The 21,372-nt window shown below is 63.5% G+C and carries 21 protein-coding genes; 7 read left to right on the top strand and 14 right to left on the bottom strand.

Translation table 11 applies throughout. The features are described 5' to 3' along the window. Positions 1-82: 82 nt before the first annotated feature. On the bottom strand, positions 83-1,531 hold the full coding sequence (gene creC / locus CMV30_RS10045; protein ID WP_096055901.1) for a two-component system sensor histidine kinase CreC: 1,449 nt from the start codon (positions 1,529-1,531) through the stop codon (positions 83-85). A 7-nt stretch (positions 1,532-1,538) separates the two neighbouring features. Further along, complete coding sequence (gene creB / locus CMV30_RS10040; RefSeq protein ID WP_096055900.1) at positions 1,539-2,318, bottom strand: two-component system response regulator CreB; 780 nt, start codon at positions 2,316-2,318, stop codon at positions 1,539-1,541. A gap of 144 nt (positions 2,319-2,462) precedes the next feature. On the opposite strand from creB, the gene CMV30_RS10035 reads away from it, so the two are divergent. Both CMV30_RS10035 and CMV30_RS10030 read left to right on the top strand, forming a co-directional pair. Then, entirely contained in the window at positions 2,463-4,667 is a 2,205-nt protein-coding gene (locus tag CMV30_RS10035) for a tetratricopeptide repeat protein (RefSeq protein WP_096055899.1), read from the top strand. Between the two features lie 97 nt (positions 4,668-4,764). Beyond that, complete coding sequence (locus tag CMV30_RS10030; RefSeq protein WP_096055898.1) at positions 4,765-6,090, top strand: glycoside hydrolase family 28 protein; 1,326 nt, start codon at positions 4,765-4,767, stop codon at positions 6,088-6,090. A gap of 87 nt (positions 6,091-6,177) precedes the next feature. On the opposite strand, the gene purN is transcribed toward CMV30_RS10030, so the two are convergent. The 6 genes from purN to CMV30_RS10000 all read right to left on the bottom strand — a co-directional run bounded on the left by purN (position 6,178) and on the right by CMV30_RS10000 (position 11,132). Then, positions 6,178-6,756, bottom strand: a complete 579-nt coding sequence (gene purN / locus CMV30_RS10025; RefSeq protein ID WP_096055897.1) for a phosphoribosylglycinamide formyltransferase — start codon at positions 6,754-6,756, stop codon at positions 6,178-6,180. Between the two features lie 5 nt (positions 6,757-6,761). After that, positions 6,762-7,262 (bottom strand): adenylyltransferase/cytidyltransferase family protein, encoded by a 501-nt coding sequence (locus tag CMV30_RS10020; RefSeq protein ID WP_096055896.1) that lies wholly within the window; start codon positions 7,260-7,262, stop codon positions 6,762-6,764. A gap of 170 nt (positions 7,263-7,432) precedes the next feature. Beyond that, positions 7,433-8,599: a molecular chaperone DnaJ gene (dnaJ, locus tag CMV30_RS10015; RefSeq protein WP_096055895.1), complete on the bottom strand. Its 1,167-nt coding sequence runs from the start codon at positions 8,597-8,599 to the stop codon at positions 7,433-7,435. An 81-nt stretch (positions 8,600-8,680) separates the two neighbouring features. After that, the gene (locus CMV30_RS10010) at positions 8,681-9,286 is read right to left on the bottom strand and encodes a nucleotide exchange factor GrpE (protein WP_096055894.1); all 606 of its coding nucleotides are present in this window, start codon (positions 9,284-9,286) and stop codon (positions 8,681-8,683) included. 18 nt (positions 9,287-9,304) lie between these two features. Continuing rightward, positions 9,305-10,171 (bottom strand): DUF748 domain-containing protein, encoded by an 867-nt coding sequence (locus tag CMV30_RS10005; protein ID WP_096055893.1) that lies wholly within the window; start codon positions 10,169-10,171, stop codon positions 9,305-9,307. 10 nt (positions 10,172-10,181) lie between these two features. Beyond that, complete coding sequence (locus tag CMV30_RS10000; RefSeq protein WP_096055892.1) at positions 10,182-11,132, bottom strand: type I phosphomannose isomerase catalytic subunit; 951 nt, start codon at positions 11,130-11,132, stop codon at positions 10,182-10,184. Between the two features lie 107 nt (positions 11,133-11,239). Here CMV30_RS10000 and CMV30_RS09995 point away from each other — a divergent pair, with 107 nt between their 5' ends. Together CMV30_RS09995 and CMV30_RS09990 are read left to right on the top strand one after the other, a co-directional pair. After that, positions 11,240-13,792 carry a DNA translocase FtsK gene (locus CMV30_RS09995; RefSeq protein WP_096055891.1) on the top strand — a complete coding sequence of 851 codons (2,553 nt, stop codon included), beginning with the start codon at positions 11,240-11,242 and terminating at the stop codon, positions 13,790-13,792. Positions 13,793-14,006: 214 nt separating this feature from the next. Next, positions 14,007-14,822 (top strand): helix-turn-helix domain-containing protein, encoded by an 816-nt coding sequence (locus CMV30_RS09990; protein ID WP_096055890.1) that lies wholly within the window; start codon positions 14,007-14,009, stop codon positions 14,820-14,822. 61 nt (positions 14,823-14,883) lie between these two features. Here CMV30_RS09990 and CMV30_RS09985 read toward each other — a convergent pair whose 3' ends face one another. The 5 genes from CMV30_RS09985 to CMV30_RS09965 are packed head-to-tail and all read right to left on the bottom strand — an operon-like array spanning position 14,884 to position 18,887. Beyond that, the gene (locus tag CMV30_RS09985) at positions 14,884-15,243 is read right to left on the bottom strand and encodes a diacylglycerol kinase family protein (RefSeq protein WP_096055889.1); all 360 of its coding nucleotides are present in this window, start codon (positions 15,241-15,243) and stop codon (positions 14,884-14,886) included. 5 nt (positions 15,244-15,248) lie between these two features. Continuing rightward, complete coding sequence (locus CMV30_RS09980) at positions 15,249-15,881, bottom strand: hypothetical protein (RefSeq protein ID WP_096055888.1); 633 nt, start codon at positions 15,879-15,881, stop codon at positions 15,249-15,251. Between the two features lie 53 nt (positions 15,882-15,934). Then, the gene (gene floA, locus CMV30_RS09975) at positions 15,935-16,942 is read right to left on the bottom strand and encodes a flotillin-like protein FloA (protein WP_096055887.1); all 1,008 of its coding nucleotides are present in this window, start codon (positions 16,940-16,942) and stop codon (positions 15,935-15,937) included. A gap of 8 nt (positions 16,943-16,950) precedes the next feature. Then, positions 16,951-17,418, bottom strand: coding sequence for an NfeD family protein (locus CMV30_RS09970; RefSeq protein WP_096055886.1), 468 nt, complete (start codon positions 17,416-17,418; stop codon positions 16,951-16,953). After that, complete coding sequence (locus CMV30_RS09965; protein ID WP_096055885.1) at positions 17,415-18,887, bottom strand: NfeD family protein; 1,473 nt, start codon at positions 18,885-18,887, stop codon at positions 17,415-17,417. Before CMV30_RS09965 ends, CMV30_RS09970 begins: the two co-directional genes overlap by 4 nt. A 147-nt stretch (positions 18,888-19,034) precedes the next feature. On the opposite strand from CMV30_RS09965, the gene CMV30_RS09960 reads away from it, so the two are divergent. The 3 genes from CMV30_RS09960 (at position 19,035) to CMV30_RS09950 (ending at position 20,727) form a co-directional block, all read left to right on the top strand. Further along, on the top strand, positions 19,035-19,958 hold the full coding sequence (locus CMV30_RS09960; RefSeq protein ID WP_096057712.1) for an aldose epimerase family protein: 924 nt from the start codon (positions 19,035-19,037) through the stop codon (positions 19,956-19,958). 64 nt (positions 19,959-20,022) lie between these two features. Next, positions 20,023-20,370, top strand: coding sequence for a Sec-independent protein translocase subunit TatA/TatB (locus CMV30_RS09955; RefSeq protein WP_096055884.1), 348 nt, complete (start codon positions 20,023-20,025; stop codon positions 20,368-20,370). Positions 20,371-20,433: 63 nt separating this feature from the next. Then, a complete protein-coding gene (locus CMV30_RS09950; RefSeq protein ID WP_096055883.1) occupies positions 20,434-20,727 on the top strand; it encodes a Smr/MutS family protein in 294 nt (97 codons plus the stop codon). Here the strand turns inward: CMV30_RS09950 and CMV30_RS09945 are convergent. Continuing rightward, positions 20,724-21,215: a PDZ domain-containing protein gene (locus CMV30_RS09945; protein WP_138223222.1), complete on the bottom strand. Its 492-nt coding sequence runs from the start codon at positions 21,213-21,215 to the stop codon at positions 20,724-20,726. The genes CMV30_RS09950 and CMV30_RS09945 overlap by 4 nt on opposite strands. Between the last annotated feature and the right edge of the window lie 157 nt (positions 21,216-21,372).

Genomic DNA, 21,372 nt, shown 5'->3' with positions numbered 1-21,372 from the left:
ACTCGCGCCCGCGTAAACGAACGCCCGACCCTCGCGCGATCGCGTCTTTGCGACTCACCTCACCGCTTCCCACCAGCCGCACCTAACTACCCCGCCGCGGCAACCTCAACTCCGCCCAAGCCCCGCCCTCCGCCCTATTCCCCACCGCCGCCTCGCCCTCGTGCAAATGCGCGATCTCCCGCACCAGACTTAATCCCAGCCCGGTGCTCTTCACCCCGCTCCCCGGCCTCGGCAGCGAATAAAACCGCTCGAACACCCGCCCTAGCGCGAAGTCCGGAATCCCCGTGCCCGAATCCTCGATACACACAGCCGCGTTCCCGTCTGACTCACCCTTCACCAACGCACGGACTCGCCCGCCGGTCGCCGTGAACTCCAGCGCGTTCTGAATCAGCGCGGACACCGCTTGCGCCAGAAGCCCGCGATCCCCCCTCACCGGCAAACGCCCTGCTCCCGCCTCAAACTCCAAACTTACCCCGCGCGTCTGCGCCCCCGCCTGCGCCGCATCCACCACTTCGCGCACGAGCGATACCAATTCTACCTCCGCAAACTCCGCCCGCGCCTTCCGCGCCTCGAGCGATGCCAGCTGCAACAGCTGATCCACAATCCGCTGAATTCGCCCCGTCTCCGCGCGGATATTCCCCACAAATTTCTCCCGCGCCTCCTCCGGCGGATTCTCCGCCAAGATCTCCGCCGCACCGCGGATCGCCGACAGCGGCGATTTGATCTCATGCGTCAACGTCTGCACGTACCGCTCCACATACGCCTTCCCGTCCAGCGCCGCCCGCATCTCGTCAAACGCCACCTGCAACTCCCCCACCTCGCGCCCCGCCAGCCTCGGCAGCTTCGCCGGTTTCCCATCGCGCAACGCCCTTGCATACTGCGTCAGCCGCGCCAGCGGTGTCGCGATCCAGATCGAAAACGCCACCCCCAGCGCCACCAGCAACCCGCCGCCCACCGCACCCGCCACCGCCAGCCGCGTCCGCGCCGCCCGCACCAGATCGTCCACACTCTCGGCCGGCTTTCCCACCGTGAGCACACCAACCGTCGCCCCGTCCGCCGACAGCACCGGCGCCGCCACATACAGCACCAGCGCCTTCTCATCCACCGGCACATCGTACGACGCCCGCGCCCCGTATTCGCCCCGCAACGTCCGCGCCACATCCCGCCTCTGCGAAAAATCCTCCCCCACCTGCCGCCCGCCGTCCGAGTCGTACACCACCCGTCCCCGTGCATCCGTCACATACACCCGCAAATCCACCCGCGTCTTCGTGATCGAATAAACCTTCGCCGCGAACCGCCGCGCAAACGCTCCCTCCAGCACCGCCTTCACGCGCCCGGCATCGATCGCGTCCGACTCCACCGCCTCCACTCCGACCGCGTGCGCCAGCAAATGCGCCGCATCCACCAGCGGTACTTCCATCGACTCCAGATAACGTGGCCGCAACTCCTCCAGCCCCCGCGTCACCAGATAATAAACACCGCCACCCACCACGAGCAGGTACACCAGCATGATTCTCGTGCGCAGCGTCATGACCCGTTTACCCGCGCAACGAATACCCCATCCCGCGATGCGTCTGGATCGGATCGCTTTCCAGCGCCTCCGCCGACAGACCGGACGCCACTGCCGCCGCTCGCAGCTTCGCCCGCAGCGTCTTGATATGAGCGTCCACCGTCCGATCCAGACTCGCCCCCGGATCTTCCCACGCCTGCGTCATGAGTTCATCCCGCGAATACACCCGCCCCCGCCGCCCCAGCAGCGTCTTCAAAAGCCGGTACTCGTAACGCGTCAGCTCCAGCCGCTGCCCGCGAAACTTCACCTCGCACCGCTCCGGATCATGGAAAAATTCGTCCGTCTTCACCGCTCCTGCCGCAGCCGCTAGCTCTCTTTTCCCCGACGACGCAGCCAACCCTTCCTCCAGCGCAGGCTTCGCAGCCACGACCCCGCCCCGCCTCAAAATCGCCTTCACCCGCGCACACACTTCCCTCGGCGAAAACGGCTTCGTCACATAATCGTCCCCACCGATCTCCAACCCCACAATCCGGTCGATCTCATCCGCCCGCGCCGTGAGAAACAAAACCGGCACTGCCGACTGCGCCCGGATCTTTTTGCACAGCTCGAACCCGTTCACATCCGGCAATCCCACATCGAGCACCACCAACGCAAACGCCCCGCCCGGCCGCTGCGCACCCTCCAGCTCCATCAGCGCCTCCGCCCCCGTCGTCCGCCACACCGGCTCGAAGCCCTCCGTCTTCAGCGCGTACACCAGCGTGTCCGCGATCGTCGGCTCGTCTTCCACAATAAGAATCCTCTGCAGCATCGCCCGCTATTCGCCGCAGGAAAAAACCCGCCGCGCAAGTCCCCTCTCCATCGCCACACTCCCGCCCTGCTCACCGCTCACGCGCTCCGCGCGCAAACCGCCTCGACTCCCCCGCCGCCCAACGCTGCGCTCTCCCTCCGACCCATGCCCGCCTCCACCCCCCAGCCCCGCGCCCCCACGCCACCGCCGCCCACTTCGTTCTGGGAATCCCCCGCCGCCTTTGTCCTCGGCTCCATCCTCCTCTTCGCCGCGCTTCTCGCCGCGTACTCCAACACCTTTCACGTCCCCTTCCTCCTCGACGACGCCGACTCCATCGAGCTCAACCCCACCATCAAATCCCTCGCCACCGCCTGGCTCCCTCCTTCCGGCAGCGGCATCACCACCAGCGGACGTCCCCTGCTCAACCTGTCACTGGCGATCAACTACGCCCTCCACGGCACCTCGCTCCCCGGCTACCACCTCGCCAACCTCCTCATCCACGCCCTCGCCACCCTCACCCTCTGGGCCGTCATCCGCCGCACGCTCCGCCAGCCCGCGCTCGCTCCCCGCTTTTCCACCCACGCCACCCCGCTCGCCTGGTGCGCCGCCGCCCTCTGGGCCCTCCACCCGCTCCAGACCGAATCCGTCACCTACATCGTTCAACGCGCCGAATCTCTCGTCGGCCTCTTCTACTTCCTCACACTCTACGGCTTCATCCGCACCGTCGAAAAAACTCCCGCCTCCACACCAACTCCTCCCGCGCCCTCGCTCACACGCCTCCGCCTCTGGCCCGCGCTCACGATCATCTCCTGCCTCTGCGGCATGGCCTCGAAGGAAGTCATGGCCTCCGCCCCACTCATCGTCTTCCTCTACGACCGCACGTTCGTCTCAGGCTCCTTCTCCGCAGCCTGGAGAAACCATAAAAAACTCCACCTCTCCCTCGCGGCCACCTGGCTCCTGCTCCTCGCCTGCATCCTCCAAAGCGGCGGACGCGGCACCACCGTCGGCTACGCCCAGGTCGCCTGGTGGGAATACGCCCTCACCCAGGCCCCCGCCATCACCGGCTATCTCTGGCGCGCTGTCTGGCCCGCGAATCTGATTTTCGACTACGGCGCCATCCTCGAAAAAACCACCCACGTCGTCATCCCCTCCGCCCTCTTCATTCTCTCCCTCCTCGGCCTCGCGATCTTCTCCCTCCGCCGCTGGCCCCTCGCCGGCTTCGCCTTCGCCTGGCTCTTCCTCATCCTCGCCCCCACTTCGAGCATCATCCCCATCTCCTCCCAGACCGCCGCCGAGCACCGCATGTACCTCCCGCTCGCCGCCCTCGCCGTCCCCGTCGCCCTCCTCCTTTACCGCTTCCTCCCCCGCGCCACCTTCCCGCTCCTCGCCGCTCTCCTCCTCGCCGCCGGCGTCCGCACCCACCACCGCAATCACGACTACCGCTCCGAACTCGCCCTCTGGGAAGACACCGTAACCCGCCTCCCCGACAACGTCCGTGCCCTCACCAACCTCGGCTCCGCACTCTTCCGCGCCGACCGCTTCGAAGAGTCGACGCACTATTCCCGCGAAGCGATCCGCTACCTGCCCACCCATGCCGACGCCCACCGCAACCTCGCCAGCGCCCTCGTCCAACTCCGCCGTCTCCCCGAGGCCGTCGCATCCCTCGAGCGCGCCGTCTCCCTCAATCCCGACAGCATCCTCTGCGTCACTGCCCTAGGCAACGCCGCCACCGATCTCGGCGATTTCGAAAAAGCACTCCAGTCCTACCGCCGCGCCTACGAGCTGGACCCCCGCAGTGCCGTCAACGCCTTCAATCTCGCCACCACCTTGATGAGCCTCGACCGCATGGAAGAATCCGGCCGCTACTTCGCCCAAGCCCTCGCCCTCGCTCCCGACGACAGCGGCCTCCTCAGCAACTACGCCACCTGGCTCCGCCGCAGCGACCGCCCCGCCGAGGCAATCCCCATTCTCGAAAAAGCCCTCATTACCTTCCCCCGATCTCCACGCCTCAACTCCAACCTCGGCACCTGCCTCATGCTCACCGGCCGCACCGCCGAAGGTATTCAGAAACTGGAACTCTCCCTTCAGCTCGACCCCAACCTCCCCCAAACCCGCTTCAGCCTCGGCTCCGCCTACGCCGAAACCGGCCGCACCCCCGAAGCCATCACTCAGTTCGAAGCCCTCCTCAAACTCAGCCCGCCCACCGCCGACCTCCTCACCCACCTCGGCGTCCTCTACGCTCAAACCGGCCGCTATACTGAAGCCGCCACCACACTCCGCCACGCGATCAAACTCGATCCCTCTCATCCCGGCGCCCGCCGCAACCTCGAAGCACTGCAAGCCTTCCTCCGAGAACAATCCTCACGCTGACCCGCTCCGTCTCTGTCCCGCCCCCCAATCGACCCGTCCGCCAAAACGCCCGCTCGCCACGCGCGCCTCTCGCTAAACCCTCCTCCCTCTTTCCGTCATGCCACGCACACGCCTTCTCTCTCTCCGCGTCCGCCCGCTCCACCGCCTCGCTCTCTGCGTCACCGCACTCGCGCTCGGCACCGTCTCTCTCCACGCCGCCGACTTCCCCGTGACCGACTTCGGCGCCACCGCCGACGACACCACGCTCGACACCGAGGCCATCCAAAAAGCCATCGACACCGCCCACGAAAAAGGCGGCGGCCGCGTCGTCCTCCCCAAAGGCACCGTCCGCAGCGGCTCGATCTTCCTCAAACAAAACGTCGAGCTCCACCTCCCCGCCGACGCCGTTCTCCTCGGCTCCAACAACATCGCCGGCTACCCGAAGCGCCCCACGCGCATCGAGGGACATTTCCCCGAGTGGCGTCTCGCCCTCATCAACGCCCAAAACCTCACCGGCGTCCGCATCACCGGCTCCGGCAAAATCGACGGCAACGGCATCCTCTTCTGGGCCGCCTTCTGGCAGCGCCGCAAAGAAAACCGCAACCTCACCAATCTCGAAATCGAGCGCCCCCGCCTCTTCCTCATCGATACCTGCACCGACGTCCGCATCGAAGGCCTCACCCTCCGCGACTCCGGCTTCTGGAACGTCCACCTCTACCGCTGCCGCGACGTCGTCCTCGAAGGCCTCGACATCGCCTCCCCCGGCCAGGGCTCCGTCATCCGCGCCCCCAGCACCGACGGCATCGACATCGACTCCTGCCAGAACGTCACCATCCGCCGCTGCAAAATCTCCGTCGACGACGACTGTATCGCCTTAAAGGGGACAAAAGGCCCCCTCGCCCTCCAGGACGAATCCTCCCCGCCCGTCGAAAACATCCTCATCGAAGACTGCGAATTCGGCTCCGGCCACGGCGTCCTCACCTGCGGCAGCGAAGCCACCATCGTCCGCAACGTCACCGTCCGTAACTGCACCATCCGCGGCGAAAACAACATCGTCCGCCTCAAGATGCGCCCCGACACACCCCAGCTCTACGAAAACCTCCTCTTTGAAAACCTCACCCTCGACAGCACCGGCGGCCGCCTCTTCGACGTGAAACCCTGGACCCAGTTCTTCGACCTCAAAGGCTATCCGCTCCAGCCCTCCGTCGCGAAAAACATCACCGTCCGCAACGTCACCGGTCGCTATGGTTCCCTCGGTATCCTGAATCCCAATTCCATCGACACCGTGGACGGCATCACCCTCGAAAACGTGACTCTCACCGTCACCGACTCCAAATTCGAGCTCGGCGAGATCGTGAAAAACCTCACCGCCAAAAACGTCACCATCAACAGCCAGCCCTTCGCCTCCCCCACCCCCGCCCCCTCCCGCAAAGGCGGCTGGTAGTCATTTCCCGCCGATGGATGCGCGGTGCCCCCGCCGCGCTTTCCGAAACTTTGCGCCTTGGCGGCTTCGCGTGAGCCTCTTCCGAACTCAGCCGTTCCCCTCGCTCAACCGCGCGATCACCGCCGGCAGCAACGCATGCTCCGCCGTGTGGACCTTCTCCGCGAGCGACTCCAGCGTATCCGCCTTCTCGATCCGCACCGCCGCCTGATCCAGAATCGGCCCGCCATCCACCTCGGCCGTGACATAATGAACCGTGCATCCAGTGATCTTCACCCCGCGCCGGAACGCCTGCCCGATCCCATCCAGCCCCGGGAAACTCGGCAGCAAACTCGGATGCAGATTGATGATCTTCCCCGCAAACGCGTTCAGGAACCCCGGCTTGATCACCCGCATGAACCCCGCGAGCACCACCAGATCCGGCGCGCACGCCTCGATCGCCGCGATGTACCGCGCTTCGCCCTCGCCCTCCAACTTCGTCTTAAACGGCGCCGCATCCAGAAACGCCGACGCCACTCCATGCTGCGCCCCCAGCGCAAGAATCCCCGCGTCCGGCTTGTCCGCAAAAATCTGCACGACCTTCGCCCGCCCCAGCCGGTTTTCCGCCTGAGCCTTCAAAATCGCCCCGGCATTGCTGCCACGGCCGGAACCAAGAATCACAACACGCATAAAATTCAGATCCCGCCCGCCGCCTTGATCTTCGCGATCAGGTTCGTGGTGCTGAAGCCCGGCAGAAACGGCATGAAGTCGATCGTCGCGCCGACTTTCTCCAACACCCCGCGCTCGCCCGGATCGAGTTTCTCCAGCGTATAGTCGCCCGCCTTCGAGTAGACGTCCGGCTTCAGCGCCAGAATCTCGTTCGTCAGCCGCTTCTCCCGAAACACGATGATCCCGTCGATGAACCACGCCGCCGCCAGTGCATACGCGCGCTCAGTTTCGTTCTGTACCGGCCGCAATGGCCCTTTGAGTTCCCGCACGCTCGCATCGGAATTCAGCGCGATGAACAACGCGTCCCCGAGCGCCCGCGCCTTCTGCAAATAGTACAGATGCCCCGTGTGCAGGAGATCGAACACGCCATTGGTCAGTACGACCCGCTTGCCCGCCGCCCGCAGTTTCTCACGCGCAGCCACTGCGACATCGAGCGAGGTGAAGAGCTTGGGATTTTCGAGAGTCATTTTCGATGCGGGATGTGGAAATCAGGAAAACAGGAACGAAGTCTAGACTTCGTTCCTCACTCAGTAACCCAGAGTTCCTGAGTTCCAGATTAGGTTCGATGCTCCGGTCACGCGAGACCGGCTTGTTTCCAGTTTTCCTGATTTCCACATTCTTTCCTTAAAATCCCCAATCAGAAAAACTTCTTCGCCTTCTCGAAGAAACTTTTCGCCATCGGCTCATTCGCATCGCCACTGATCTGGGCAAACTCCTCCAGCTTCTTGCGCTGCTCAGCCGACAGACTCGTCGGCACTTCGACATGAACGCGCACGAGCTGATCACCATGACTCCCGCCGCGCAGGCTCGGCATGCCTTTGCCTTTGAGCCGGAACGTCGTGCCGCTCTGCGTGCCGACAGGAATCTTCAGCGAAGCCTTGCCTGAAAGCGTTGGCACTTCGATCGAGCCACCGAGCGTCGCGAGCGTGAATTTGATCGGGATCTCGCAAAAAAGATCGTCGTTCTGGCGCTCGAAGATCTCGTGCTCCGCCACGCTGATCACGATGTACAGATCGCCCGCCTGCCCACCGGCCATGCCCGCCTCGCCATTGCCGACGGAGCGCAACCGCGAGCCCGTGTCCACGCCGGGCGGGATGCGCACATTAAGCTTGGTCGTCTTCGCCGTGCGCCCTTCGCCTTTGCACGCCGTGCAGGGCTTCTCGATCTTCGTCCCCGCGCCGCCGCAGGTCGGACAAGCCTGGGTAAACGTGATGATGCCGCCCGAGCGGCGGATCTGTCCCGCGCCGCGACACGTCGGGCAGGTGACTTTCTTAGAGCCAGGTTCAGCACCCGAGCCATCGCACCGCTCGCACGTCATCGCCTTGCGGAAGGAAACTTCCTTCTCGATCCCCTTCGCCGCGTCTTCGAGAGAGATTTCTAAATCGTAGCGCAGATCGGAGCCATCGCGCCCGCCATCGCGGCCACCGCCACCTCCGAAAAATTCTTCAAAGATGCCGCCGCCACCTCCACCGCCGCCTCCGCCCTGCTGGTTGAAGACCTCGCGGAAAATATCGAACGGATCGTGGAAGCCTCCACCGCCACCACCAGGCCCGCGCGGACCCGCGCCGCCGCCCGCCTGAAACGCCGCGTGCCCATAACGGTCATACGCCGCGCGTTTCTGCGGATCTTTCAAAACCTCGTACGCCTCGGAGACTTTCTTGAACATCTCCTCGGCCTCTTTGTTACCCTGATTTTTATCCGGGTGATACTGGATGGCCTTCTTGCGATAAGCCTTCTTTAGATCCTCTTCGGATGCGGTCTTCTCGACGCCGAGCAGTGAGTAATAATCTTCCTTGGTAGCCATGGTCGTGTGGTGCGCTGGATGGGATCGCGACGCCGTCGTCGCACTCGCGGCGAAAAATTTCCGCCACTCAGGATCAGCCGTTTACTTCGCCTCCTCCTTGGCCGGGCCGCTCGAAACAACCACCGACGCCGGCCGCAGCAGACGCCCGTTCAAGCTGTAGCCGATGCGCACGACCTGCACGACATTGCCGTCCACGACATCCGCGCTCGGCTGCGCTGCGATGGCCTCGTGCTGATTCGGATCGAAAGTCTGCCCGACCGGATTGATCTCCTTCAACCCGTGCTGGCCGAGCACATTTTTCAACTGGTCCGCCACCATGCCGATGCCACCGACAATCGTCTTAACATCCGCATTCGGCGCCTTCGCCGCTGTGAGCCCGAAGCCGAGATTATCGAGCACCGAGATCATGTCTTCCAAGACACGGCCTGCAGCGAACTGCCGGATCTCGTCCTTCTCTCGGACGGTGCGCCGGCGGAGATTTTCCATGTCCGCCGCGAGGCGCAGATAGCGATCATGCGCCTCGGCCTGTTCCTTTTTCGCCTGAGCAACAAGCTCTTCAGTGCTGGGACCGGCCTTCACGCCAGCGTCTGTTACCCCAGCCTCGCGGGCTTCTTTTTCAACGGCCGCAGCGTCTGCGGGCGTGGGTTGAGTCTCGTTCTGTGGTTCAGCTTTATCCGATGCGGTCATATGAAGCCGCGGATCTAACTACGGCTTGTTCGTTTCTTCAAGCGTCTGCATGAAGGCGCGGAACGGATCGCCCGTTTTTTTCGTCGCTTCCTTAAAGAGCTCCTTACCCGAACGCGTCGCCTCGCCCAGCGTTTGCGACATATCTCCCGGAATCAGTCCGGTGATCGCCGATCCCACCGCCGTGAACCCCTTCATGAACGGCCCGATCACGAATTGCTCGGTATTGATGACGTTCTCGTACGTGTGGGCAAAATTCAGCGTGTACTCGCGCGCGACGGGCTTCGTCCCCGTGTAATCCTCCACGATCATTTTCTCGAAACGCACCACCAGGCGCTTGATGAGAAAGGTCTTCTCCGGAAGCTCCGGCCGCACGGAAGGATCAGCCGGCGCGGCCGGCTTCGGCTGCCCCGGCTTGCCCGCAGTCTTGGGATCTTCAGCCGGCTTCGGTTTCCCTTTCGGCTTACGCGCATTGAGCAACCGCTCGCTAAACAAAGCCGCATTGATCGTCCCCTCGCTATTGCGGATGAGCGCGACGTTCGCCACGTCGATCTCCCCGTCATCGATCACCAGACGATCCGTGAAAAACGTATCGAGCTGCGCCCGCGCCCGGAACGAGCGCACCTCCACGAACTCCGGCCGTGCAAACGATGACGGATTACTGATAACCAGCCCCGAAAATTCCACGCGGTTGCGGAAAGGATCTATCGCCAGCGACTTCACCTTCACCGTGAAACCCGTCCGCTTTTCCAACGTGCTCGTCAGGATCGGCGGCAGGAAAAAAATCCACGCCGACACCACGATCGCCACGAAAATGATCAGGAAGACCACGAGCTTCAACAGGGCTCCGCCTTGGCGTGACCGGGCGAAACGGGGGCGGGTTTTCATGCGTCTCCGATCAACTGAAGTTTTCCGTGATGAGCAATAACGCAGCTTCTTGCGCCTCGAATGCAAAAGCCCCCGCAAACGGCAGCACCACGTTCTCCCCGCGCACAATCTCCACGCCATCCGAGACACCGCGCACACGACCTGAAACCATGCTCAAAATCCGCGCCTGTTCTCCTGCGGAAACCCGCAGCGTTTCCCCCGCCGCCAGCGGCACCCGCCGGATGCGGAATTCGCGCGCATCCGCGATCACCGCCGCCTTGTTTTCCCCGCGCACCGGCGACGGCTCGAAGTCGTCCCAACGGATGGATTTTAATGATTCGTTGACGTGCATCTGCCGCGGTTTCCCGTCCAGCCCCAGCCGTCCCCAATCGTACACGCGGTACGTCGTGTCGGAGTTCTGCTGGATCTCCAGAATCAAATTCCCCGCGTCGATCGCGTGGATCTGCCCGCTGTGAACGAGGATCGAGTCTCCCGCCTTCACCGGGAAACGATGCACACAGCTCTCCAGCGTGTTGTCATGGATCGCCCGCTCAAACTGCTCCCGCGTCACCCCGCGCTTCAGCCCCACGATCAAACTCGAATCCGGCGCGCAGTCCGCGATGTACCAATTCTCCGTCTTCGGCTCCCCCTTCAGCTCCGGCGCGACCGCCGCCGGCGGATGCACCTGCAAACTCAACCGCTCCCGGCAATCCAGCCACTTCACCAAAATAGGAAACGCCCGCGCCACATCCCACCTCGGCCCCATGATGGCCGCGCCATCCTTCTCAATGGCCGCCCGGATCGTCAGCCCGTCGAACGCCCCGCCGTTGATTACCGACTGCGCTTCCGCCCGGTCCACGATCTCCCAACTCTCCCCGATCGGCCTCCCAGCAGGCAGCGCGCGCCCCAGTTTCGTTTCCAAAACACGCCCGCCCCAGACGCGGTCTTGATAGAGTGATTTGAAGCGCAGGAATTGTTGCATGACGTTGGCTAGTTTTTTGTTAAAGCGTACTTTGGGATGATTAAATTTGACCGGACTCCGGTGCGAAACGGGAATCCTCAGGTCAAGCCGGACGCTTCACAAACCACATGGCCAAGTCTGCGAGTTCAAACTCTAACAACGTCCCGTCCTTCCAAGCGCCGCGCTACCAGCCGCACTGGGCTGTCTTCAGCCTGTGCCTGCTCTTCGGGCTCTTACTCAGCGTCGCGTTCATCGACTTCTCCCCGCTCCAAAGCGTCCAGTCCACCACTCACCCGACCGATAAAAACCTCGTCGGCCGTTTCGGAGCCGAGTTTTCCTGGTGGGCCTTTCACGTCATCGGCATCAGCGCCTGGCTCGTCCCCACCTTCCTGCTCTGGATGGCTTACGTCGCCATCCGCAACGCCCGCCGCCTCGCCGGCACCCGCATCCTCGCGATGCTCCTGTGCATCGCCGCCGCCTCCGGCCTCGCCTCCATGTTCGAAGGGTACGAGAAAACCGACTACTTCTCCGAAGGCCTCGGCGGCATGCTCGGCAGCCTGATCTACCAATCTCTCCTCAAAGACACCCTCGGCGTCTTCGGCACCGGCCTGCTCCTCGTGATGATCTACGCCCTCGGCCTGATGTTCATCTTCACAAAAGACATCTCCGCCGAGTTTGAAAAATTCACCCACGGCTTCTCCGCCTGGCGCGAAAGCCGCGCCAAACTCCGCGCCGAACGCGCCGACGTGAAGCGCATGGCCAAAGAAGCCCTCGCCCGCCCCAAAGCCGCCCCCGTCATCGTCGGCGCCCCCGTCGCTAAAAAACTCTCCATCGCCTCCCGCGGCACCACGCCGCCGATGGGCACCCGCGCCCCCTTCCCCCCCGACGAAAAACCCGAAGGCTTCGCCGACACTCCCCCGAAAAAAATCTCCGCCGCCTCCGCTGCTGCTGCGCTCCCCGACCTCGTCACCAAACCCGCCGCATTGCCCGCACCAGCCGCGACCAAAGCCGGCAAAGGCACCGTCAGCCCTTTCACCGATCAATCCCCGCTCGCGACCAGCACCAAAGCCCTGGAGGTCAACACCGCCGGCCGCATCGAACTCAACATCGTCAAACCCGACGAACCGAAGAAAGCCACCAAGGCCACCGTCCCCCAAAGCCTCGACGAAAATTACGAACGCCCGCCGTTCTCCCTTCTGCGCGAGCCCGTCAAATCCCACGCGTCCAACTCCGAAGACGAACATCGCCGCAACGCCGAAAATCTCCTCCGCATCCTCAGCGAGTTCGGCGTCGAAGTGACCCTCGGCGAAATCCACGCCGGTCCCGTCATCACCTGCTACGAAGTCATCCCCGCCCCCGGCGTCCGCGTCGAAAAAATCGCCGGCCTCGATAAAAACATCGCCCTCGGTATGCGCGCCCAGTCCGTGCGCATTCTCGCGCCGATCCCCGGCAAAGCCGCCGTTGGCGTCGAAGTCCCCAATCAAAACTCCACGCCCGTCGGTATGCGCGAACTCCTCGAATCCGAGGACTGGGCCGACGCTGTCGCCCGCACCGAGCTCCCCATCGCCCTCGGCAAAGACGTATCCGGAAAGGTACTCATCTCCGACCTCACGAAGATGCCCCACCTGCTCATCGCCGGCGCCACCGGCTCGGGCAAATCCGTCTGCATCAACTCCATCGTCGCCTCCATCCTCTACTCGAAGAGCCCCAAGGATGTTCGCATGATCATGGTCGACCCGAAGATCGTCGAACTGAAGATCTTCAACACCCTTCCGCACATGCTCATCCCCGTGGTGACTGAGCCGAAGAAAGTCCCCTCCGCTCTCAAGTGGCTCCTCGCCGAGATGGAGCAGCGCTACCAGATCTTCGCCAAAGTCGGCGTGCGCAACATCACCGGCTTCAACGCCCGCAAAAAAGCCGCCGCCCCCGAAGTGCCTCCCGCCGAAGTCCAGGCCAGCCTCGAAGGCGTCGCGCTTCCCGACGACGAAATCGAAATCCCGGCCCGCCTTCCCTACATCGTCGCCATCATCGACGAGCTCGCCGACCTCATGATGGTCGCCCCCGCCGAGATCGAGACCAGCATCGCCCGCCTCGCGCAGCTCGCCCGCGCCGCCGGCATCCACCTCATCATCGCCACCCAGCGCCCCTCGGTGAACGTCATCACGGGTGTCATCAAAGCCAATCTCCCGTCGCGCATCGCCTTCCAGGTCGCCTCCCAGGTCGATTCCCGCACCATCCTCGACACCAAAGGCGCCGACACCCTCATCGGCCGCGGCGACATGCTCTTCTCGCCCCCCGGCACCTCCCGCCTCGTGCGCGCCCAAGGCGCTTTCGTCTCCGACGACGAAGTCCAGAGCCTCGTCGATTTCCTCAAACGCAACGGCCCGCCTCAATACGCTCAGGACGTCCAGGCTCAGATCGACCGCGATCCCGACGCCGACGAAGACGATGCCGACGGCGGCGACGATGAAGGTGGCGACGGTGACGACGCGCTCCTCAAACAAGCCATCGGCGTCCTCAAATCCACCCGCCGCGCCTCGACCTCCATGCTCCAGCGCCGCCTCCGCATCGGCTACAACCGCGCCGCCCGCCTCATGGAAGAAATGGAAGACAAAGGCATCGTCGGCCCCGAAAACGGCTCCAGCCCCCGCGACATCCTCGTCGATCTCGATAAACTCTGAGCCTTCATCTCAGCCAGGCTGACCCTCAGTTAGGCTCTCAAAAATCAAGCGCGCCCCTCAGCGCGCTTTTTTATTTCCCGCAGTCGCCGCCTCCCGATTTCACCTCTCACCGGACACTTCTTCAGCTTGTCCGCATTCGCTGCTTCCTGTTTTCCTGAGTTCCATATTCAAATCCTCCTTCCCCTTACCCCCGAATTTCCCTAACCACCCACTCATGCAATCGATCGGTGAACGCTTGGAAGAAGCACGCAAACGTAAGGGCATCTCCATCCGCGAAGCGGCCGAGGCCACCAAGATCCGCGGCGAGTACCTCCACAAATTCGAGAGCAACCAGTACGACATCAAGCTCCCAGAGATCTACGTGCGCGGCTTCCTCCGCACCTACGCCAACTACCTCAAGCTCCCCGGCGACAAGATCATCAACGACTACAACGGCCTCGGCCTCAACGAGGCGAAACAACGCTCCCTGAGCCGCGAAGTGTACGGCCGCATGGACCTCTCCGTCTCCAACGCGAAGGCCGAGAAAAACAGCAAAGAACCCGGCTCCGACACCGCCGCTACCGAAGGCGTCTCCTCGGCCGAATCAGCCACCCGCAACCCCGCGACATTTGTCCCGCAGGGCGGCGGCGGTGCCATCAGCATCGACAAAAAACTCCTCATCAAATTCGGCGCCATCGCCGCCGCCATCATTCTCGTCCTCGTCGTCGGCCTCTGGGCACTCTTCGGCCGCAGCAGCAGCTCCAAACCATCCGCCGCCCCCGGCGAAATCTGGCAGAAGCCCACCGAAGGCGAAGCCTACTTCTCACTCGTCGCCAAAGGCCCCGTCACCGTCACCGTGACTGGCGTTCGCGACGGCAACACTCTCTACAAAGGCACCATCCCGCTCGGCGACACCCGCATGATCCCGCGCCGCGGCCACGCCCGCGTCGTCGCCTCACCGGCCCAAAACCTCGAATTCAATTTCGGCGGCACGCCTTACCCGATGAAGGCAGGCGGCACTGCGGAAATCGACGCCCCGCCCCAAAAGTAACCCTCCAACCCGCGCCACCCGCGCGGGTTTTTTTATGCCCGCGATTTCCGCTCAGCCGGGCTCAAAACATCGCCACGATCCGCGCACCGAATACCACCGCGCCAATCCCCACCGCCGCGCCCGCCGCCACCAGCACGGCAAACGCCGCCACATCCTTCGCCCGCTTGATCCCCTCGCGCCGCTCCAGCGACACCTCGTCCGCCAGAAACTCCAGCGCCGTGTTGAATGCCTCCGCCATCCACACCAGCCCGCACGCCACCGCTACCAACGCCCATTCGCCCGGCGAAATTCTCCAAACCGCTCCAGCCACCACCACACCCACTGTGGCCACCAAATGAATACGCGCATTCGGCTGCGTCTTCAATAATGTCATCCCGCCGCGCATCGCATGACCGAAACTCCTCAGCCGCGCCGCGATCATCGGATTCACTTCATCCCCACCGGCGTCCCCAGCACTTCGCGTAAAATCCACGCGCGCCGCGCGCCACCCGGCGCACGCAAATCAGCGAGCAACTCCGCGCCGCCCGCCTTCGCAACCGCCACCGTCTGGTAAGCCGCCGACGACGACATCGGCGCCGCCGCTTGCGCCGCCTGGCGCTTATGCTCCGCCCGGCGCGCTTCCAGCTGCCGCATCTGCTCATCCAGTCCGCGCTGCCGCGCCAACACTTCCTCATCACGATCAGCCTGCGCTCCGGCCGACATCTTCTGCGGCAACGGCGGCGGTGCCACCGGCGCTTCAAACCGCCTCCGGATCACCTCGGGGATCGGTGACGGCGCCACGGGCCTCGGCGCGACCAGCGGCGGCACTTGCTGCCCTCCGCCCGCGCGCCGCTCCGCGATCTTGCGACGGATTTCCTCCTGTACCCGCCGCGTGCGATCTGCCTCTTCCATATCCATCCCAGCCGGCTCGTACTGACCGCGCCGGTTGTCGGGAATGCCATCGCCATCGAAATCCGCCGGCTCGCCGTCCTGCGCCTTCTTGCGATTATTGATGTAAGCCGCGATCGCCGCCGCGAGGGCGATGATGATCTGGAGGACGTGATCGGTGATCCATTCCATGAGCGGAAGTGTGTTGGCTAAAGGCGTGAAAACTTAGTGCGCAAACAACCCGCTTACTTGTGAGCGCCGCCGTCAGGCTTCGCGATCGACGAACGCATCGCCGTGTCCGCCTGCACATTTTCCATCTTGTAGTAATCCATCACGCCCAGACGACCGGTGCGAAACGCCTCAGCCATCGCCTTCGGTACTTCCGACTGAGCGCGCACGACTTCCGCCTGCATCTCCTGCACGCGCGCCTTCATCTCCTGCTCGACAGCCACCGCCGCCGCGCGACGAATTTCCGCCTGCGCCTGCGCGATGCTCTTGTTCGCCTCAGCCTGCGCTTCCTGGAGTTTCGCACCGACGTTCTCGCCAACATCCACGTCAGCGATGTCGATGGACAAAATTTCAAACGCCGAACCCACATCGAGACCGCGCGCGAGCACCGTCTTCGAAATGCTGTCCGGCGATTCAAGCACCGACTTGTAGCTCTCCGACGAACCGATCGTGGAAACAATGCCTTCGCCCACGCGCGCGATGATCGTGTCTTCCTTCGCACCACCGACGAAACGCTCCAGATTGGTCCGCACCGTCACACGAGCCTTCACCTTCACCTGGATGCCGTCCTTCGCCACGCCGTCGATCGTCGTGCGACCACTCTCCGGATTAGGGCAATCAATCACCTTGGGATCGACCGAGGTACGCACGGCTTCGATCACCGATTTGCCCGAGCCCTTGGTCGCAAGATCGATCGCGCACGCACGATCCCAGTCCAAAGCGATGCCTGCCTTCTGCGCCGCGATGATCGCCTGGATCGTCGGCACCACATTGCCGCCCGCCAGATAATGCGCCGAAATTTTATCCGTCGAAACCGCGATGCCCGCCTTCACCGCCGTGATGCGCGCATCAACGACCAACCCGTAAGGCACGCCGCCCAGCCGCATCCCCAAAAGATTGAGCGGGCTGACCGGTGCACCGTTGAGCGTCGCCTTCAGCCACGTGCTGAAGAACGACAGAAAAACGCCGACGACCACGAGGATCGCGATGACGACCGCGATGATGATGATGAGTTTGATATCCATAGAAAAAATTACGACTGAGCGACAATGAGACGAAAATTATCGAGCCCCACGACGCGCAACTTCGCGCCGATGCTCGCATGTCCGGACCGGCAAAACGCTTCGTAGCGTCGCCCTTCGATCAGCACAAAGCCGCTCGGCGCCAGCGGCGTCACCGCCTCGGCTTCCTTACCGACGACCTGCCCCGCATCCGCCAGCGGCGCCTGGCTGGTCCCGTCGATCGCCGAAGTCACCACCATCGCGCGCCCAAACCGCGACTTCGGCAGCCACACCAGCTCGAGATACAATGTCAGTAACAGCACGCCGCTCGCGAGCCCCACCGCCGTCATCCCTCCCGAAAATCCAAACTGCTGAAAAGCCACCACGCAGCCCGCCACCATCGCCAGCCCGCCAAGAATGCCCGCGACCGCGCCCGGCAGACACACTTCCGCCGCCAGCAACGCGATCCCGAGAATAAACAAAATCACCACCGCGTTCATGCGCGCTCCTCCTCGACGATCAGCGAAAAATCCGTCCGCCCGCGCACCACGATCCGCGCACCCGCGCGCACCGAGCCGACATCCACGCGAGCCTCGAAACGCTCCCCGTCGATCTCCACCTGCCCGCCAGGCCGCAGATCAGTCGCCGCGACGCCACTACGCCCGACCATCGCGCGCACCCGTCCGCCCGCTTCTACGGACGAGCCCGAGATCTGCGCCGCGCCATCGATGGCCGCACTGATGATCATCCTGTCCCAAAACCAGCCGCGCGGCATGAAGCGCAACAACGCCGCACCCAGCGCGACCGCGATCACCACGCCGAAGCCCAGACTCATCATCGGCTGCACAAACGCATCCGCCGACCACGCGATCGACACCGGTTCATTCGGCCACAGATCCGCCATCGCCCACACCAGCGAACCCAGCATCAAAACGACACCCGTGAGCGCTACGAACACCACGCCGGGAAACAAAAACAACTCCAGCGCCAGCAGCACGACCCCCACCGCAAACATCAGAATCGGCTCATGCCCGGAAAGCCCCGCCGCGTAGCTGCTCAGGAAAACAATCCCCAGCAGAAAACCGCCCACGATTCCAAACACACCAAAACCCGGCGTCTTGAACTCGATGAACACCGCCAGCAACCCAAGCCCGAGCAATATCGGCTTAATTGCGTTCAGATACTGCGCGAGTTTCTCCGACCAGGTCACCTCCAGCCGCTTTACCGCATAACCGTCCGTGCCAAATTTCTTCGTCAGCAACTCCTCAATATCCTTTGAAATCCCCGCCGCCAGCAGCGCCTGCGCCGGTTCGCCGAATTGCTCGTTCGCTTCCTTCGCCGTCAGCGAAAGCAGCTCGTCTTTCTTCTTCAGCACGCGGTCTCCGATCTTAAATTCAGACGACTCGTCGATCATCGCCGAGATCACCTCACCGCGATAACCCTTTCCTTCCGAAATCGAGCGGATGCGCGCCTTCAGATAACTGACGACCTTCGCCTTCATCGTCTTGTCGATGTCCTGCCCGCCGCCGCTCACCGGTGCCGCCGCCCCGATCACTCCATTGGGCGCAAAATGAATCTCATGCGTCGCCGCCGCGATAAACGCGCCCGCCGAAATCGCATCCTTGTTCACAAACGTCACCGTCTGCCCGGAAAATTTCTCCAGCGCCTCCAGAATCTCGAACGTCGTCCCGAGACTTCCGCCCGGCGTGTCCATATCGAGCACCACCACATCCATCTTCTGCTCGATCGCCTCCTTCAATCCGCGCCGCAAAATATACAGCACCGGCTCGTCGATCGCCTCCCGCACCGGAATCACCATCACACTCTTCTTGCCCGCGACCACCTTGAGTATCGGCTCAACCGACACTGGAGCGCCCGTCGGCAGCGCAGGCACCGGCTCGCTCTGCGCGAAACACGCCGCCACTGCGACACTGACCGCCAACCAAAGCTTAAACAGATAACGCACCATGGGGATTTGCCGCCGACGTTGAGCGCCGCATTTTGCACATGCAAGCGCGCTGGGCAGCAAACCCGTTACAACGCCGCCAAAACTTTCGACCCCGCTCCCGAAAAAAATTTTGCGTGCCCGCCCCTCCCCGGCCACACCATCGGCCCAATGGAAAAGGTGCCTTATCTCGGACAGGAACTCACACGCTGGCAGGTCGGCAACTCGACCTTCCTCGCCATGCCCGAGCGCGGCGCACGCCTCATGCACTGGCACCTCACGCTCGGCGATGGCTCCGTGCGCGACATCGTGCATTGGCCCGAGGTCACAAACATCGACGACTTCTTCAAGACCCGCGGCGGCAACCCCATCCTTTTCCCGTTCAACGCCCGCACCTACGACAACGGCGATATCCACTTCTGGCGCGGCCCCGACGGCGTTCGCCGCCCCATGCCCATGCACGGCATCGCCCGCCAGGGTCACTTCAAGACCACCCGCTGCGACGCCCGCGGTTTTGCCGCCCAGTTCGTCCCCGACGCCGAAGCCAAGGCCGCCTACCCGTACGACTACGAATTCACCGTCACTTACCTCTTCGAGCCGCTCGGTCTCTCCTGCGAATTCACCCTCAAAAACCTCGGCACCACCCCCATCCCGTGGAGCGCCGGCCACCACTTCTACTTCACCGTTCCGTGGAACGAAGGCCTCTCCCGCTCCGACTACGCCATCCGTATTCCCGCCGGTAAGACGCTCCGCCAGGACCAGTCCAACGGCAAACTCTCCCCCGGCCCCGCCTTCGATCCGCAGGAGAACCTCGCCAACAAAGCCCTCGTCGATCTCTTCCACACCAATCTCAAATCCAACGCCATCACCTTCGGCCCCAAGGGCCAGCCCGGCGAAGTCTCCGTCAGCATTGGCACCAGCAAAGTCCCGCCACCCGACGCCACTTTCGTCACCTGGACGCTCGACGACACCGCCCCGTTCTACTGCGTCGAACCGTGGATGGGCCCCGCCAACGCCCCCGAACACAAACTCGGCCTGCAATGGGTGCCACCCGGCCAGACACAAAACTTCGTCGTGCAGGTCCACGTGAAGTGACCACGCCACACTTACCTGCGGCCCGAAATCCGCTTTAAGCACTCAACGCCGCCGCATCCCGCCCATGCCACCCTCCGCACAACTCCTCGCCTTCCTCGACATCGGCGGCGGCGAAATGATGGCGATCTTCCTCGTCGTCCTCCTCCTTTTCGGCGGCAAGAAAATGCCCGAACTCGCCCGCGGACTCGGCAAATCCATCCGCGAATTCAAAAAAGTCACCAGCGGCGTCGAAGATCAGATAAAGCAAGCGATCGACGAAGTCCCCGAAGTCGTCACCAAACCCGTCCGCCAAGCCCTCGCCCCCATTTCCCCAGTTGCCCTGCCACCACCAGCCGCGACTCCTCCATCTCTATCGCACACACCTCCTCCGGCCACGCCGCCGCCCGCGATTCCCCCCGAGCCCACGCCCTAGCCGGCATACCAGCTCTCGCCCTTTCGGCATTCGACCTTCGGCCTTCGGACTTTCTCGATTTCCATGTCCGCCGCCCTCGACGCCGACGACTCTGAGCCCGTCCGCATTCCGATCACTGGCGAACTCGATCTGCACACCTTCGCCCCGCGCGACGTTTCCCAAGTCGTCCCTGCTTACCTCGAAGCCTGCCGCGAACGCCGCATCCTCACCGTCCGCATCGTCCACGGCAAAGGCACCGGCACCCTCCGTGAAACCGTCCACGCCCTCCTCCGCCGCTCCCCACTCGTCGCAAACTTCCGACTCGGCGACGAAACCTCCGGCAGCTGGGGCGCGACGCTCGTGACCCTCAAAAATTAAGGCAACGCCGGCCTCGCCCGCTCCGGCAGCGGCGGCATCGCCCGCCTCCCCAACTTCACGCGCACCACCTGCTCCTTGCCCGCGCGCACCACGGTCAACGCCACCTCCACGCCCTCCGCCCGCGACCGGATCAACACCCCAAGCTGACGTGGATCGACGAGCTCCTCTCCATCCAGCCGAGTCAGCAAATCCTGCGGCTTCAAAATTCCCTCCGCCGGGCTCCCCACCATCACCCGCTCCACCACCAGCCCCGTCCCGCGCGCCGATTTCCCCTTCGCCGCCACCTCCGTATCGGCGCGGTGCGTACTGACCCCGAGAAACGGCACCTCCTTCAACGCCGGCCGCTCCGCCGCTCCATCTTTCTCGATGAGCGCCGGGCCCGGCACCCCGTCGCGTACCTGCGCCGAAGCCCCGGCCACCAACACCCACGCCACAACCAACGCTGCGAGTCGGCTAACCCTTCGGTAGATCGGAGCGTGTATTTTCATGCTAACCCCCAGCAAGCCGCCCTCGCCTCAAACTTCAAACCCGCAACCGCTTGCTCCCTCTACTGCCCAAGCAGTTCAAATAAAGTGATGGCCGTATTCTGGGGACGACCTCCGTGTCATCCACGCCACGAAGCCCGGTTCATCCTCCGACCGGCCA

The organism is Nibricoccus aquaticus, assembly GCF_002310495.1.
Taxonomy (GTDB): domain Bacteria; phylum Verrucomicrobiota; class Verrucomicrobiia; order Opitutales; family Opitutaceae; genus Nibricoccus; species Nibricoccus aquaticus.
The sequence above is the reverse complement of the archived record's forward strand: the minus strand, read 5'-3'. Positions and strand labels throughout refer to the sequence as shown.